This is a genomic window from Actinoallomurus acanthiterrae (genome assembly GCF_054775715.1).
On record NZ_BAAHCO010000001.1, the window covers coordinates 4,177,588 to 4,192,049 of the forward strand.

A 14,462-nucleotide genomic window follows, 5' to 3' on the forward strand; every position below is an offset into this window, starting at 1 on the left:
CGGGCGGGGTGGCCCCCGAGGTCACCCCACCCGCACGACCGAAAGCGGCCGTCCGCCTGTGGCGGACGGCCGGGGGGAAACAGGTCAGGAGGCGGCCCGCTCGGTGAACAGGCCGGGTGCCTGGCCGCGGGCGGCGGCCGCGGCGGCGTCGTCGGTCTCCCGGCGGGCCTGGCGCTCGGCCTCGACCTGCCGTACGTAGTACTCCGTCTCGCGTTTCGCCTTCTCGTCGTCCCAGCCCAGCACCGGCGCCATGAGGCCGGCGACCTCGGCCGCCGCGGCGGCGCCCTGGTCCCACTCCTCGATCGCGGCGCGGGTGCGGCGGCGCAGGACGTCCTCGACGTGCAGCGCGCCTTCGTGGGAGGCGGCGTACACGGCCTCGGCCTTCAGGTAGTCCGCGGCGGCGTCGAGCGGCTCGCCGAGGGCCGGGTCCTGCTCGATCATCTCCAGCAGTTCGTCGACGCACGCGCCGTACCGGTTGAGCAGGTGCTCGACGCGGGCGACGTGCAGGCCGCTGCGCCGGGCGATGCGGTGCCGCTCGTTCCACAGCACCTCGTACCCGACGGCCCCGGTGAGCGGCACCCGGTCGGTGACGGAGGCGGGGACGGTGGTGGGCAGGTCTTCGGCCGCCGCGTCGACGGCGTCCTTGGCCATCACCCGGTAGGTGGTGAACTTGCCGCCGGCGATCACGGTGAGCCCGGGTACGGGCTGCGCGACGGTGTGCTCCCGCGACAGCTTGGTCGTGTCGTCCGCCCCGCCGGACAGCAGGGGACGCAGCCCGGCGTACACGCCCTCGATGTCCTCCGGGGCGATCGGGGTGCGCAGCACCGCGTTGACGTGGTCGAGGATGTAGTCGACGTCGGCCTGACTGGCGGCGGGCTCGTCCTTTTCCAGGTCATAGGGGGTGTCGGTGGTCCCGATGATCCAGTGCCGGCCCCAGGGGATGACGAACAGCACGCTCTTCTCGGTGCGCAGGATCAGGCCGGTGTCGAGCCGGATCCTGTCGCGGGGGACGAGAAGGTGCACGCCCTTGGAAGCGGTGACCCGGGGACCGCCGCGCGCCTCCGCGAACCGGGCGGCGTCGTCGGTCCACACGCCGGTGGCGTTGATGACGTGCCGGGCCCGTACGGTCAGTTCCCGGTCGTTCTCCAGGTCGTGAATCCGTGCGCCGATGACGCGGTCCGCCTCCCGCAGGAAGCCGACGGCGCGGGCCCGCGTCAGCACGGAGGCGCCGTAGCCGGCGGCCGTCCGGGCCAGCGTCATCGTGAAGCGGGCGTCGTCGACCTGTGCGTCGAAGTACTGGATCGCGCCGACGAACGTGTCGCCGCGCAGCGCCGGGGCGATCTTCAGGGCGCCGCGGTGGCTCAGGTGCCGGTGACGGGGCATCGACCGGGCGCCGCCCAGGGTGTCGTACAGGCCGACGCCGGCGCCGACGTAGAAGCGTTCCCACATCCGGTGCTTGAGCGGGAACAGGAACGGCACCGGCTTGACGAGGTGGGGTGCCAGGCGGTTCAGCAGCAGGCCGCGTTCGCGCAGCGCCTCGCGTACGAGGCCGAAGTCGCGCTGTTCGAGGTAGCGCAGGCCGCCGTGGATCAGCTTGCTGGACCGGCTGGACGTCCCGGCCGCCCAGTCCGCGGCCTCCACGAGCGCGACGGACAGGCCACGCGAGACGGCGTCGAGCGCCGCGCCTGCGCCCACGACACCGCCGCCCACGATCAGCACGTCGAACTCGTTCTCCGCCAGGTCGCGCAGGGCCTGCGCGCGGTAGGCCGGTCCGAGGGATACGGCTTTCACGTTCGGGTTCTCCTCCGAGAGAAGGGGGGTCTTAAGGGAGTCGGTGCGGCGGCCGGGGTGGCGCGGGGGGCGCCACCCCGGCCACAGGGGGCTGGGGGATCCGATGGGGGAGGGCGGCGGACGGGGCGATGCCCGGGGGACCGGGGTGCGGGGGCGCACCGCTCCGTCCGCCGCGTTAAGGAGGGGTCAGTCGACGTCGACCCAGTCGAGGGTCCGGGTCACGGCCTTCTTCCAGCCGGCGTAGCCGCGTTCGCGCTGCTCCTCGCTCCAGCGGGGCTCCCAGCGCTCGTCCTCGTTCCAGTTCTGGCGCAGTTCGTCGGTGTTGCGCCAGAACCCGACGGCCAGGCCCGCGGCGTACGCGGCGCCGAGCGCGGTGGTCTCCGCGACGACCGGCTTGGAGACCGGCACGCCGAGGACGTCGGCCTGCAGCTCCATGCACAGGCGGTTGGCGGTGACGCCGCCGTCCACCCGCAGCACGTCGAGCGCCACGCCGGAGTCCTGCCGCATCGCCTCGACGACGTCGCGGCTCTGGTAGCAGATCGCCTCGAGCGTGGCCCGCGCGAGGTGGGCGTTGGTGTTGAAGCGGGACAGCCCGACGATCGCGCCGCGGGCGTCCGAACGCCAGTACGGGGCGAACAGGCCGGAGAACGCGGGCACGAAGTAGACGCCGCCGTTGTCGTCGACCTGCCGGGCCAGCGCCTCGCTCTCGGCGGCACCGGAGATGATGCCGAGCTGGTCGCGCAGCCACTGCACGGCCGAGCCGGTGACCGCGATCGAGCCCTCCAGGGCGTACGTCGGCCGGTCGTTCCCGAACTGGTAGCACACGGTGGTGAGCAGCCCGCTCTTGGAGCGTACGAGCTCGTGGCCGGTGTTGAGCAGCAGGAAGTTGCCGGTGCCGTAGGTGTTCTTCGCCTCGCCGGGGTCGAAACAGACCTGCCCGACGGTCGCCGCCTGCTGGTCGCCCAGGTCGCCGGTCAGCGGTACCTCGCCGCCGAGCGGGCCACGGAGGCGGGTGACGCCGTAGTAGTCCGGGTTGGACGACGGGCGGATCGCGGGCAGCATCTGCCGCGGGATGTTGAAGAACGACAGCAGCTCGTCGTCCCAGTCCAGCGTCTCCAGGTTCATCAGCATGGTGCGGCTGGCGTTGGTGGGATCGGTGACGTGCACGCCGCCGTCGACGCCTCCGGTGAGGTTCCACAGCAGCCACGTGTCGGTGTTGCCGAAGACCGCCTCGCCTTCCTCGGCAGCCTTGCGCACGCCTTCGACGTTCTCGAGGATCCACTGGATCTTGCCACCGGAGAAGTACGTCGCGGGCGGCAGGCCGGCCTTCTGGCGGATCACGTCACCCTGGCCGTTGCGTTCCAGCGCCGACGCGATGCGGTCGGTGCGGGTGTCCTGCCAGACGATGGCGTTGTAGTACGGACGTCCGGTGACGCGGTTCCACACGACCGTGGTCTCGCGCTGGTTGGTGATGCCGAGAGCGGCCAGGTCGGTGGCACTGAGGTTCGCCTGGCGCAGACCGGTGTCGACCACCGCCCGGGTGCGCTCCCAGATCTCGGTCGGGTTGTGCTCCACCCACCCGGGGTTCGGCAGAATCTGCTCGTGTTCGAGCTGGTGCTTGGCCACCTCGTTCCCGCCGTGATCAAAGATCATGAAACGGGTGCTCGTGGTGCCCTGGTCAACCGCTCCGACGAAGTCGGCCATGGATATCGCCTTCCTTCTGTTTCATTCCTACCGTCCGGCCGGGCCGCTGCCGGCGGCCCGGCCGGTCCATCGGGTCAGGCCTTCTCGAGCTCGGCCTCGGACGGGACGCGGCCGGGCTCCGGGGCGTCGTCGGAGGGCAGGAAGCGACCGACGAGCACCTCGTAGAGGCCCGCGCCGAGCACCCCGCCGATGAGCGGGCCGACGATGGGCACCCAGAAGTACAGCCCGCCGTACTGGTCGCGGAACGCGGTGCCGTACCCGGTGAAGAAGGAGGCGAGACGCGGTCCGAGGTCACGCGCCGGGTTGATGGCGTAGCCGGCGTCGGTGCCCCAGGCCATGCCGATGGCGACGACGATCAGGCCGACGATGAACGGGGCGAGGTTGGCCGCGGGGGCGGAGTTGCGCAGGTCCGTCACCGCGAGGATCAGGAACAGCAGGATCGCGGTACCGATGATCTGGTCGCGGAGGGCGCCGCCGGTGTGCACGGGCGCCGCGCCGTTGCCGGGCAGGGTCGAGAAGACGCCCTGGGTCTTGATGGTGTGGCCGGGGTCGAGCTTGGCCAGGACCTCGCTGTAGTTCCAGCGCACGATCAGCGCCGCCACGAACGCGCCGGCCAGCTGGGCCAGCGAGTACGGCAGGACCTTGCGCCAGGAGAACCCCTTGAACACCGCCAGCGCGACGGTCACCGCGGGGTTCAGGTGCGCGCCGCTGATCCGGCCCGCGACGTACACGCCCAGCGTGACGCCGAGGCCCCAGGCCCAGGCGATGCTGTCGTGGTTGCCGATCCCGCCGGCCACGACCTGCGCGACGACGCCGACGCCGAACAGGATAAGGATCAAGGTTCCCGCGAATTCGGCGGCCAGTTCCCCGGCCAGCCCGGGGATCTTGAGTCGCTCTGCCACGTCTCCTCCTAGGGGGCCGGTGCCCCAACTCAGGGACACCGAGAGACACCGTTCGTGAGGGAGGCTGTGAGCTCCCTCACGACTGTCCGGACGCTAAGTCGGCCCGTGAGACCCGGTCAACAGACAGGTGCCGACATTGTCGAACGGTCGTCGAACACTGGCCTGCTCCCGGTACGGCGGCTAGGGTCGGCGGAAGTGATGGATTTCACAAACCGCGTCGGATCACACCCGTTTCACCGTCGAAAGGGCGGTGCGACGGTTGAAAAGTGCCGACATTGTCGAATAAGTGCCGACTTCGCTAGCATGGCCTATGTGCCAGGTCCCGTGCAGTCGATCGAGCGAGCGGCAGCGATCCTCCGCCTCCTTGCCCGCGGCTCCGGGCGCCTCGGAGTCAGCGAGATCGCGGGCTCCCTCGGGCTGGCCCGCGGCACCGCCCACGGCCTCCTGCGGACCCTGCAGGGCGTCGGTTTCGTCGAGCAGGACGAGGAGACCGGCAAGTACCAGCTCGGTGCCGCCCTCCTCCACCTCGGCACCAGCTACCTCGACGTCAACGAGCTCCGCTCTCGCGCGATCAACTGGGCCGACGCCCTCGCCGCCCGCAGCGGCGAGGCCGTCCGGATCGGCACCCCTCTGGACGGCAAGGTCCTCGTCGTGCACCATGTGTTCCGGCCGGACGACACCCTGCAGGCGCTCGACGTCGGCGCGCTCCTCCCGGCGCACGCGACGGCGCTGGGCAAGGTGCTCCTCGCCTACGACGCGAACGTCATGGCGGCCCTGCAGGACACCGATCTCGAACGCTTCTGCCGGCGGACCATCACCCATCCCCGCGAGCTCGCCAGGGCGCTGAGCGAGGTCCGGGAGATGGGCTGGGCCGCCGAGCTGGAGGAGTTCACCGTCGGCGAGGCGGGCCTGGCGGCGCCGATCCGCGGCCAGGGCGGCCTGGTCGTCGGCGCGATGGGCATCTCGGGGCCCGTCGAGCGCCTCTGCGATCCGAGGGGCCGGCCGAAACCGACGCTGGTGACGTACGTGCGCGACGCCGCACGCGCCGTCTCCCGAGACCTTGGGGCCGCCCGATGGTGACCATCACCGACCGCGGCGCCCGGAACTGAGGGCACGATGGTAGAGCGCTATGTGATGTCCGTCGACCAGGGGACGACGTCGACGCGCTGCATCCTGTTCGACCACGGAGGGCGGCTCGTCTCCGTCACCCAGCGTGAGCACAAGCAGCACTTTCCCAAGCCCGGCTGGGTCGAGCACGACGCCATGGAGATCTGGCGCAACCTCGAGCGGATCGCGCCCGAGGCCCTCACCCACGCCGGCGCCACCCCCGAGCAGGTGGCCGCCCTGGGGATCGCGAACCAGCGCGAGACCACGGTGCTGTGGGACCGGCACACCGGCCGGCCCATCGGCCGCGCCGTCGTCTGGCAGGACACCCGCACGGACTCCTTCATCGACGAGCTCGCCGCCCGCCCGGACGCCGACATGGTCCGCGAGCGGTGCGGACTGCCCCTGGCGACGTACTTCTCGGCCCCGCGCGTCCGCTGGCTCCTCGACCACACGCCGGGCCTGCGCGAGCGCGCCGAACGCGGCGACGTGCTGTTCGGCACGATGGAGAGCTGGCTCATCTGGAACCTCACCGGCGGGCCCGAGGGCGGCGTGCACATCACCGACGTCACCAACGCCAGCCGCACCCTCCTGATGAACCTCACCACCCTGGCCTGGGACGACGACCTGCTCGCGTTCTTCGACGTGCCGCGCGCCATGCTGCCCGAGATCCGCCCCTCCACCGAGACGTACGGCCGCGCCACCCGCGTGCTGCCCGGCGTGCGCATCGCCGCCGCGCTCGGCGACCAGCAGGCCGCGCTGTTCGGCCAGACCTGTTTCGCCCCCGGCGAGGCCAAGTGCACGTACGGGACGGGCAGCTTCCTGCTGCTCAACACCGGCACCGAACCGGTCCGCTCCACCCACGGCCTGCTCACGACCGTCGGCTACCAGATCGACAAGGAGCCCGCGGTCTACGCCCTCGAGGGCTCCATCGCCATCACCGGCGCCCTCGTCCAGTGGTTTCGCGACGGCCTCGGACTGATCGCCAGCGCGCCGGAGATCGAGACGCTGGCCCGCACCGTCGAGGACAACGGCGGCTGCTACATCGTGCCCGCCTTCTCCGGCCTGTTCGCGCCGTACTGGCGCAGCGAGGCGCGCGGCATCATCGTCGGCCTGACCTCCTACATCACCAAGGGGCACCTGGCCCGCGCGGTCCTGGAGGCGACCGGCTGGCAGACCCGCGAGGTCGTCGACGCGATGAACGCCGACTCCGGGCTGGCGCTCAAGGCCCTGAAGGTGGACGGCGGCATGACCGCCGACAACCTCCTCATGCAGTTCATCGCGGACGTGCTCGACGTCCCGGTCATCCGTCCCATGGCGGCCGAGACGGTGTCCCTCGGCGCCGCGTACGCCGCCGGGCTCGCCGTCGGCTACTGGGCCGACCTGGAGGGGCTGCGCCGCAACTGGCACCGCGCCGCGCAGTGGCTGCCGGGCATGGACGCCGACCGCCGGGAGACCGAGTACGACTACTGGCGGCGGGCCGTCGAGCGCACCTTCGACTGGATCAAACCCGGCAACAAGTGACCCGGCGGGCCCTCGGCACGAGAGCGTCCGCCGTGGCCCTACGCCGGTGACGGCAGGTCAGTACCAGTGGTGGGCCTGCCACCAGGACCACGCCTGGCAGGGGTCGCCGTAGCGGGAGCCGATGTAGCTCAGGCCCCAGGTGATCTGAGTGATCGCGTTGGTCCGCCAGTCGGACGCGACCGAGGACATCTTCGAGCCGGGCAGCGCCTGGGCGATGCCGTACGCCCCGCTGCCGGGGTTCTCGGCGTGCTCGTTCCAGCCGCTCTCGTGGTTCCACATGGTCAGCAGCGACGGCCAGCAGCGGCCCCAGCCCTTCAGGGCGTTCATCTGCTTGGCGTACTTCTGGTTGTCCGTGGCGCTGGGGTTGGTGCTCATCTTCTTCTTGAACGCCTCCCACTCCCGGCGCTTCCGCTCGGCCGCCGCGCGCTTCTTCGCGTCGCGCTCGGCGGCGAGCTGGGCCTGGTAGGCGCGTTCCCGCGCGGTGGCCTGGGCCTTGGCCATCATCGGGTCCATCGTGTAGCCGCCCAGTTCCCGGGCGAGCTCGTTCGTGGACACGTCCGCCGCGGCGCCGGTGGGCGGCTTGGCCCCCTTGCCGAAGTCGATGTTGGCGACGACGACGACCGCGACGATGACGACGAGGGTCAGGATCGCTCCGGTGCTGCCGGCCACACGTCGCAGGATCCGCAGGGCGCGCGAACCCGTCGGCCGTTCGGGGGTGGGGGTCTTCCGCCGGGACATGGCTCCCAGCTTGCACCAGTCGCGACGTAGGTGACGCCATTTGTGCCGATATTCGGTTGTGACATCTGTGACGCGATCAGGTGACCGGGGTCACGCGCGCCTCCGTAGCGTGCCGGACATCCTCAGGTGACCGGGAAGGCTGCCGGTTCCGCGCGGGTCGGCAGGGCGCCCTGACATCTTCAGGTGACCGGGGAGGCCGCGAGTTCCGCGCGGGTGGGCGGGTCGGCGCCCCGGCGACCGCACGTGATGGCCGACGCCCGGGCCGCCTCCGCGCACACCTCACTGATCACCGACGCCGGGGCGGAGCGGAGCGCCTGGCGGCGGTCGGCCCCGAGCAGCCCGCGCTCGTACAGGCCGGCGAGGACGGTGCTCATGTAGGAGTCGCCGGCGCCGACGGTGTCGACGACCTGCACGGGGTGTGCCCGGCAGGTGGAGCGGCGGGAGGTGGGGCGCGGTGACCAGCGCGCCCTCCGCCCCGAGCGTCACGATCACCACGCTGACGCCCGGCGTTCCCTCGACCAGGTCGGCGGCGAAGCGCCGGGGGCTGACGCCGGGCCGCAGCCACTCCAGGTCGGCATCGCTGATCTTGACGATGTCCGCCGTACGCAGGAGCGACTCGATGCGCGACCGGGCGTCCGGCAGGCGCTCCATGACGTCCGGGCGGCAGTTCGGGTCGTAGCTGACCGTCGCCGTCTCCCGGGCCCGGCGGGCGAGGTCGGCGAGCATCTCGGCGCCCGGCGGCATCACCATGGCGAGCGAGCCGACGTGGAGGGCGGCGACGTCGCCGAGCGGCACGCGGGCCAGTTCCTCCGGGGTCCACTGCCAGTCGGCGGTCCCCTCGAGCCGCAGGTCGTACGACGGCGCCCCGTTCTCCTCGTGGTGGACGAACGCCACCGACGACGGCTCCGCGGCGGACACGACCGCGCCCGCGTCGACCCCGTTCCGTACGAGGTGGGCCCGGAGCGTCCGGCCGAACGGATCCTCGCCGATGCGCGCGATCATCCGGGCCGAAACGCCGAGCCGGGCCAGCCCGACGGCCACGTTGGCCGGGCTGCCGCCGGGCAGCGCCAGGTACGGGCCGCCGGGCTCGTCGGCGACGAGATCGATGATCGCCTCACCGGCGACCGCGACGACGCGGGCGTCAGGGATCACACCACTCTCCTTGGTCGGGGCCGCGGGGCGCGGTCAGGACGCTCCGTTGCCGTTCGAGGCGACGCCGAGGTTGCCCGGTGCCGCTCCTGTCATGATCGCAACTGTCTCGGCCATGTCGACCTCGCCGGGTCGTACGACGGCCACCCGCCGGCCCAGCCGCTGGATGTGGATCCGGTCGGCGACGTCGAAGACGGCGGGCATGTCGTGGCTGATGAGGATGACGGGCAGGCCCCGGTCGCGGACCTGCCGGATCAGCTCCAGCACCATGCCCGACTCCTTGACGCCGAGCGCCGCCGTCGGCTCGTCCATGATGACGACGTGCCGGGCGAACGCCGCGCTGCGCGCGACGGCGACGCCCTGGCGCTGACCGCCGGACAGCGTCTCCACGGCCTGCTTGATGGACTTGATCCCGATCTTGAGGTCCTGCATGTGGCCACTGGCCTCGGTCTGCATCCTCTTGTGATCCAGCATGCGGAACACCGAGCCGAGGACGCCTTTGCGGCGCACCTCACGCCCGAGGAACATGTTGCTCGAGATGTCGAGGGCCGGGGCCACCGCCAGGTCCTGGTAGACCGTCTCGATCCCCGCCCGGCGGGCGTCCGCCGGGCTGTGGAACCGCACGGGCTTGCCGTCCAGCAGGATCCGTCCCTCGTCCGGGACGATCGCGCCGGACAGCGCCTTGATCAGAGTGGACTTCCCGGCGCCGTTGTCGCCGATCACGGCGAGGATCTCGCCGGGCAGCAGCTCGAAGTCGGCGCCGGACAGGGCCGTGACGTGGCCGTACCGCTTGATCAGACCCTGCGCCTCGAACACCGGGCGCACCTCGGTCCCTTCCGTCTGACTCATGCCCGTCCCTTCCTTCGGGCCAGCTGGTCCACGCTCACCGCGACGATGACCAGGATGCCGGTGATGAGGACCTGGTAGATGGACGGCACTCCGGTCAGCTGCAGGCCGTTGCGGATCACGCCGACGATCAGCGCGCCGCACAGGGCGCCGACGATGCTGCCCCGCCCGCCGAAGAGGCTGATCCCGCCCAGCACCACCGCGGTGATGCTGTCGAGGTTGTCGGTCTGCCCGGCCTGCGGGTCGCCGACCGACGTACGGCCGACCAGCAGCAGCGCGGCGACGCCGTAGACGGCCCCGGCGACCGTGTAGACGGTGAGCAGCAGGCGGCGGTCCGGGATGCCGGTGAGGCGGGCGGCCTCGCGGTTGTCGCCGACCGCGTAGACGTGCCGGCCGGCGGCGGTCTGCCGCAGGACGTACCAGGCCACCGCGAACAGCACCAGCATCAGCACCGAGCCGTACGTGACGTCGGTGTTGTACATCGGGAAGGTCTCGCCCAGGAAGGTCAGCGACTTCGGCAGGCCGGTGACCGTCTGGTCCTTCGAGTAGACGTGGGTCAGGGCGAAGGCGATGTTCCACGTGCCCAGGGTCACGATGAACGGCGGCAGCTTCGCCATCGTCACCAGTGCGCCGTTGAGCGCGCCGAACGCCGTGCACACGGCGATGCCGATGAGGATCGCCAGGACGCCGGGCACCCCGCTGCTGACGGCCAGCTTGGTCATGAAGATCGACCCGAGCGCCATCACCGCCCCGTTGGACAGGTCGATGCCGGCGGTCAGGATGATGAGCGTCTGGCCGACCGCGAGCGCCCCGACGACCATGACCTGCTGCACGATCAGCGACAGGTTGGCGCCGGTGAGGAACCGGTCGGTGCGGGCGGCGAAGTAGACGCAGGCCAGCAGGAGCGCGAAGAGCGGTCCCACGGCCGGGAGGGTCAGGAAGTGGGAGACGCGGGACAGCAGGCCGTGCTGCTGCGGCGCCTCGGTGCGATCGGTGGCGGTCGCAGACGACATTCGCTCAGCCCCAGCAGTTCGCCAGGCCGAACTGGACGTCCTTGGAGTCCAAGCCCGGCTGTGCCTTGTTGGTGATCAGGTTGACTCCGGTGTCGGTGTAGCCGCTGGCCTTCTTGCCACTCTTGGCGAAGTCGACCACCGAGTCCACGCCCTGCGAGGCCATCTTCAGCGGGTACTGCTGGGAGGTGGCCGCGATCTGGCCGGACTGGACGGCCTTGACGCCGGTGCATCCGCCGTCGACGGACACGATCATGACGTTCTTCTCTTTGCCGGCCGACTTCAGGGCGGTGTACGCGCCCAGCGCCGCCGGCTCGTTGATCGTGTAGACGAGGTTGATGTCGGGGGACTTCTGCAGGCAGTTCTCCATCGCGGTCTGGCCCTTGGCCTGGTCGCCCTGGGTGTCCTGCTGGCAGACGACGCTCGGGTCGCCCTGCTTGATGCCGAAGCCTTGGAGGAAACCGTTGTGGCGCAGCACGCCGACGGTGATACCCGGCGCCAGGTCCAGCATGGCGATCTTGGCGGGCTTGCTGCCGAAGGAGGCCTTGGCGTACTTGCCGATCAGGATGCCGGCGTTGAGGTTGTTGGTGGCGAACAGCGCGTCGACGGCGCTCTGCGGGTCCGGTGGCGTGTCCAGCGCGATGACCTCGATGCCCTTGGCCTTCGCCTTCTCCAGGCTCGGCACGATGGCCTTGGTGTCGCTCGGGGTGATGAGGATGCCCTTGACGCCCGCCGCGATCATGTTCTCGACGGCCGTGACCTGGCTGGCGTTGTCACCGTCGAACTTGCCGGCCGCGGTCATCAGCTTGACGCCCTTGGCCTGGGCCTCTTTCTGCGCGCCCTCCTTCATCTTGACGAAGAAGGGGTTGGTGTCGGTCTTGGTGATGAGGCCGACAGTGGTCTCACCGCCGGAACTCGAGCCCTTCGCGCCCTTGCCGCAGCCGGCCGCCACGAGGGACAGGGCCGCGATCGCGACGACCACGCCGGTACGGCGACGGCTCGATGTCCAGATGTCGCGCTTCATCTTGATTCCTCCAACCACGCCGTGGACCGGGCCGCGGCAGGTGACTAAGGTTGCCACGAGGTTTCGGAAACGTTTCCCGGAAACGTTTCCAGGAATGTAAGACCTGGGCGTACGGTCTGTCCAGAGCTCCGGCACAATCAGCCGGAGATCGCTATGGGGCGGAGGACGGGGTGGCGATGATTCCAGGTGATGAGCCGCGACGCGGCAAGGTGACCATGCGCGACGTCGCGCAGCGGGCGAACGTCGGGCTCGCGACCGTCTCACGGGTGATCAACGGCAAGCCCGGAGTGGCGGCCGACCTCATCGAGCGAGTCAACGAGGCGGCCAGCGCCCTCGGCTACCGGCACGACGTCACCGCCAGCAGCCTGCGACGGGCCGACCGCCGGACCGCGACGATCGCGCTGGTCCTCGAGGACGTCGCCAACCCGTTCTCCTCGGCCCTGCACCGCGCCGTCGAGGACGCCGCCCGCGCCGAGAACATCCTCGTCCTGACCGGCAGCAGCGACGAGCATCCCGAACGCGAGCACGAGCTCATCGACACCTTCACCCTCCGCCGGGTCGACGGTCTGATCGTCGTCCCCACGGGCGGCACCGACGGCCAGCTGGCCACCGTCCGCCGCCAGGGCACACCGATCGTCTGCGTCGACCGGCTCGTCGAACTCGACCGCGTCGACACCGTCACCGTCGACAACCGGGAGGGCACCCGCGCCGCCGTACGGCGCCTGCTCGACCTCGGCCACCGCCGGATCGCGTACCTGGGCGACATGCGGTCGATCTGGACAGCGCGGGAACGGTACGAGGGCTATCTGGAGGCGCACTCCGGCGCCGGGCAGCCGGTCGACGAACGGCTGGTCCGCCTCGACATCCGCAGCGCCGACGCCGCCGAGCACGCGATCGGCGAGATCTTCACGGCCGTCGACGACCCGCCCACGGCCGTCTTCGCCGCCCAGAACCTCCTGACCATCGGCACCTTCCGGGCCCTGGAGCGCCTGGACCTGCACGGCCGGGTCGCGCTGATCGGCTTCGACGACTTCCCCCTCGCGGACATGCTGCGCCCCGGAGTGTCGGTCGTCTCCCAGGACCCCACCGAGATCGGCCTCATGGCCGCCCGGTTCCTGCTGGGCCGGATCAACGGCGACGATCACCGGCACGCCCGGCACGCCGTCGTCCCGACCGGCTATGTCGCCCGCGGATCGGGCGAGATCCCGCCGCCCCGATGAGAGGACACCACACCGTGAAGAAGACCCTGCTCGCAGAGTTCACCGCCCGCGAGGGAGCGGAGGCCGAGGTCGCCCGCCTGCTGCTGGACTACGCCCGGAAGGTGCGCGAGGAAGACGGCAACCTCGCCTTCGACGTCTACACCAAGGCGTCCAGCCCGCGCGCCTACTGGATCTTCGAGGTGTACCGGGACGAGGACGCCTTCCAGGCGCACCTGAAGGCCCCGTACGGCGGCCCGTTCAACGCCGCACTCGCCCCGCTGATCGAGGAGGACGCCTCGGTGCTGACCTTCCTCAATCCGGTGACCTGACCCCGGCCGGGCCCGCCCCGTTGGCCGGGCCCTGGCCGAATCGCGAGAGTGCGCCGAGGTCGCCTCAGCCCCAGCAGTTGGCGAGGCCGAACTGGACGTCCTTGGAGTCCAAGCCCGGCTGTGCCTTGTTGGTGATCAGGTTGACTCCGGTGTCGGTGTAGCCGCCGGCCTTCTTGCCGCCCTTGGCGAAGTCGACCACCGAGTCCACGCCCTGCGAGGCCATCTTCAGCGGGTATTGCTGTGAGGTGGCCGCGATCTGGCCGGACTGGACGGCCTTGACGCCGGTGCATCCGCCGTCGACCGACACGATCATGACGTTCTTCTCCTTGCCGGCCGCCTTTAGAGCGGTGAACGCGCCGAGCGCGGTCGGTTCGTTGACCGCGTAGACGAGGTTGATGTCCGAGGCCTTCCGCAGGCAGTACTTCATCGCGATCCGCCCACCGGCCGCGTCGCTCAGAGTGTTCTGCCGGCAGACGATCCTCGGGTCGTCCTGCTTCAGCCCGAAGCCCTGCAGGACGCCGTTGTGCCGCAGTGTCCCGACGGTGGAGCCGGGTGTCGAGTCCAGCATGGCGATCTTGGCGGGCTTGCTGCCGAAGGAGGCCTTGGCGTACTTGCCGATCAGGATGCCGGCGTTGAGGTTGTTGGTGGCGAACAGTGCGTCGGCGGCGCTCTGCGGGTCCGGCGGCGTGTCCAGGGCGATGACCACGATGCCCTTTGCCCGCGCCTTCCTGAGGCTGGGCACGATGGCCCTAGCGTCGCTCGGGGTGATGAGGATGCCCTTGACCCCGGCCGCGATCATGTTCTCGACCGCCGTGGCCTGGCTCGGGTTGTCGCCGACGAACTGGCCGGCCGCCGTCATCAGCTTGACGCCCTTGGCCCGGGCCTCCTTCTGGGCCCCCTCCTTCATCTTGACGAAGAAGGGGTTGGTGTCGGTCTTGGTGATGAGGCCGACGGTGATCTCGCCGCCACTGCGGGAGTCCTTACCGCAACCGGCCGCCACGAGGGACAGGACCGCGATGACGACGATCACGCCGGTGCGGCGGTTCGCCGCTGGGATGTCATGCTTCATCGCGCTTCCCCCTATCACCGATCGTAGGCGTCCGGGGCGGCACCGTCCGACCGTGGTACTACGCGCCCGTGCT

14 protein-coding genes are annotated in these 14,462 nt (G+C 70.7%); 4 read left to right on the forward strand and 10 right to left on the reverse strand.

Features of this window, described 5'->3' with window-relative positions; translation table 11 throughout:
- Positions 1-84: 84 nt before the first annotated feature.
- The 3 genes from ACYVF7_RS20240 to ACYVF7_RS20250 all read right to left on the reverse strand — a co-directional run bounded on the left by ACYVF7_RS20240 (position 85) and on the right by ACYVF7_RS20250 (position 4,397).
- Positions 85-1,791 carry a glycerol-3-phosphate dehydrogenase/oxidase gene (locus ACYVF7_RS20240; RefSeq protein ID WP_460342664.1) on the reverse strand — a complete coding sequence of 569 codons (1,707 nt, stop codon included), beginning with the start codon at positions 1,789-1,791 and terminating at the stop codon, positions 85-87.
- A 186-nt stretch (positions 1,792-1,977) separates the two neighbouring features.
- On the reverse strand, positions 1,978-3,495 hold the full coding sequence (glpK, locus tag ACYVF7_RS20245; protein WP_460342667.1) for a glycerol kinase GlpK: 1,518 nt from the start codon (positions 3,493-3,495) through the stop codon (positions 1,978-1,980).
- Positions 3,496-3,569: 74 nt separating this feature from the next.
- Positions 3,570-4,397 carry an MIP/aquaporin family protein gene (locus ACYVF7_RS20250; RefSeq protein ID WP_460342670.1) on the reverse strand — a complete coding sequence of 276 codons (828 nt, stop codon included), beginning with the start codon at positions 4,395-4,397 and terminating at the stop codon, positions 3,570-3,572.
- 312 nt (positions 4,398-4,709) lie between these two features.
- Here ACYVF7_RS20250 and ACYVF7_RS20255 point away from each other — a divergent pair, with 312 nt between their 5' ends.
- Together ACYVF7_RS20255 and glpK (ACYVF7_RS20260) are read left to right on the forward strand one after the other, a co-directional pair.
- Positions 4,710-5,477: an IclR family transcriptional regulator gene (locus tag ACYVF7_RS20255; RefSeq protein WP_460342673.1), complete on the forward strand. Its 768-nt coding sequence runs from the start codon at positions 4,710-4,712 to the stop codon at positions 5,475-5,477.
- 36 nt (positions 5,478-5,513) lie between these two features.
- On the forward strand, positions 5,514-7,025 hold the full coding sequence (glpK, locus tag ACYVF7_RS20260) for a glycerol kinase GlpK (RefSeq protein ID WP_460342675.1): 1,512 nt from the start codon (positions 5,514-5,516) through the stop codon (positions 7,023-7,025).
- Between the two features lie 57 nt (positions 7,026-7,082).
- Here the strand turns inward: glpK (ACYVF7_RS20260) and ACYVF7_RS20265 are convergent, their stop codons facing one another.
- From ACYVF7_RS20265 to ACYVF7_RS20290, 6 genes are all read right to left on the reverse strand, one after another.
- Positions 7,083-7,763, reverse strand: a complete 681-nt coding sequence (locus tag ACYVF7_RS20265) for an aggregation-promoting factor C-terminal-like domain-containing protein (protein ID WP_460342677.1) — start codon at positions 7,761-7,763, stop codon at positions 7,083-7,085.
- A 179-nt stretch (positions 7,764-7,942) separates the two neighbouring features.
- Positions 7,943-8,137, reverse strand: coding sequence for a hypothetical protein (locus ACYVF7_RS20270; RefSeq protein ID WP_460342680.1), 195 nt, complete (start codon positions 8,135-8,137; stop codon positions 7,943-7,945).
- Positions 8,043-8,915 carry a carbohydrate kinase family protein gene (locus ACYVF7_RS20275; protein ID WP_460342683.1) on the reverse strand — a complete coding sequence of 291 codons (873 nt, stop codon included), beginning with the start codon at positions 8,913-8,915 and terminating at the stop codon, positions 8,043-8,045. Before ACYVF7_RS20275 ends, ACYVF7_RS20270 begins: the two co-directional genes overlap by 95 nt.
- 33 nt (positions 8,916-8,948) lie before the next feature.
- Positions 8,949-9,761 carry an ATP-binding cassette domain-containing protein gene (locus tag ACYVF7_RS20280; RefSeq protein ID WP_460342686.1) on the reverse strand — a complete coding sequence of 271 codons (813 nt, stop codon included), beginning with the start codon at positions 9,759-9,761 and terminating at the stop codon, positions 8,949-8,951.
- The gene (locus ACYVF7_RS20285) at positions 9,758-10,771 is read right to left on the reverse strand and encodes an ABC transporter permease (protein WP_460342689.1); all 1,014 of its coding nucleotides are present in this window, start codon (positions 10,769-10,771) and stop codon (positions 9,758-9,760) included. The genes ACYVF7_RS20280 and ACYVF7_RS20285 overlap by 4 nt, the downstream gene beginning before the upstream one ends.
- Before the next feature lie 4 nt (positions 10,772-10,775).
- Positions 10,776-11,792, reverse strand: coding sequence for a substrate-binding domain-containing protein (locus ACYVF7_RS20290; RefSeq protein WP_460342692.1), 1,017 nt, complete (start codon positions 11,790-11,792; stop codon positions 10,776-10,778).
- Between the two features lie 176 nt (positions 11,793-11,968).
- Here ACYVF7_RS20290 and ACYVF7_RS20295 point away from each other — a divergent pair, with 176 nt between their 5' ends.
- Together ACYVF7_RS20295 and ACYVF7_RS20300 are read left to right on the forward strand one after the other, a co-directional pair.
- Complete coding sequence (locus tag ACYVF7_RS20295; protein ID WP_460358016.1) at positions 11,969-13,012, forward strand: LacI family DNA-binding transcriptional regulator; 1,044 nt, start codon at positions 11,969-11,971, stop codon at positions 13,010-13,012.
- A 14-nt stretch (positions 13,013-13,026) separates the two neighbouring features.
- Complete coding sequence (locus tag ACYVF7_RS20300; RefSeq protein ID WP_460342695.1) at positions 13,027-13,320, forward strand: putative quinol monooxygenase; 294 nt, start codon at positions 13,027-13,029, stop codon at positions 13,318-13,320.
- Between the two features lie 64 nt (positions 13,321-13,384).
- On the opposite strand, the gene ACYVF7_RS20305 is transcribed toward ACYVF7_RS20300, so the two are convergent.
- Positions 13,385-14,389: a substrate-binding domain-containing protein gene (locus ACYVF7_RS20305; RefSeq protein ID WP_460342698.1), complete on the reverse strand. Its 1,005-nt coding sequence runs from the start codon at positions 14,387-14,389 to the stop codon at positions 13,385-13,387.
- Between the last annotated feature and the right edge of the window lie 73 nt (positions 14,390-14,462).

What these genes read in the sequence shown, in the direction of transcription:
- glpK (WP_460342667.1), bottom strand. Translation starts at nt 3,495, where the DNA reads ATGGCCGACTTCGTCGGAGCGGTTGACCAGGGCACCACGAGCACCCGT.
- glpK (WP_460342675.1), top strand. Translation starts at nt 5,514, where the DNA reads ATGGTAGAGCGCTATGTGATGTCCGTCGACCAGGGGACGACGTCGACG.
- ACYVF7_RS20265 (WP_460342677.1), bottom strand. Translation starts at nt 7,763, where the DNA reads ATGTCCCGGCGGAAGACCCCCACCCCCGAACGGCCGACGGGTTCGCGC.
- ACYVF7_RS20270 (WP_460342680.1), bottom strand. Translation starts at nt 8,137, where the DNA reads ATGAGCACCGTCCTCGCCGGCCTGTACGAGCGCGGGCTGCTCGGGGCC.
- ACYVF7_RS20280 (WP_460342686.1), bottom strand. Translation starts at nt 9,761, where the DNA reads ATGAGTCAGACGGAAGGGACCGAGGTGCGCCCGGTGTTCGAGGCGCAG.
- ACYVF7_RS20285 (WP_460342689.1), bottom strand. Translation starts at nt 10,771, where the DNA reads ATGTCGTCTGCGACCGCCACCGATCGCACCGAGGCGCCGCAGCAGCAC.
- ACYVF7_RS20290 (WP_460342692.1), bottom strand. Translation starts at nt 11,792, where the DNA reads ATGAAGCGCGACATCTGGACATCGAGCCGTCGCCGTACCGGCGTGGTC.
- ACYVF7_RS20295 (WP_460358016.1), top strand. Translation starts at nt 11,969, where the DNA reads ATGATTCCAGGTGATGAGCCGCGACGCGGCAAGGTGACCATGCGCGAC.
- ACYVF7_RS20305 (WP_460342698.1), bottom strand. Translation starts at nt 14,389, where the DNA reads ATGAAGCATGACATCCCAGCGGCGAACCGCCGCACCGGCGTGATCGTC.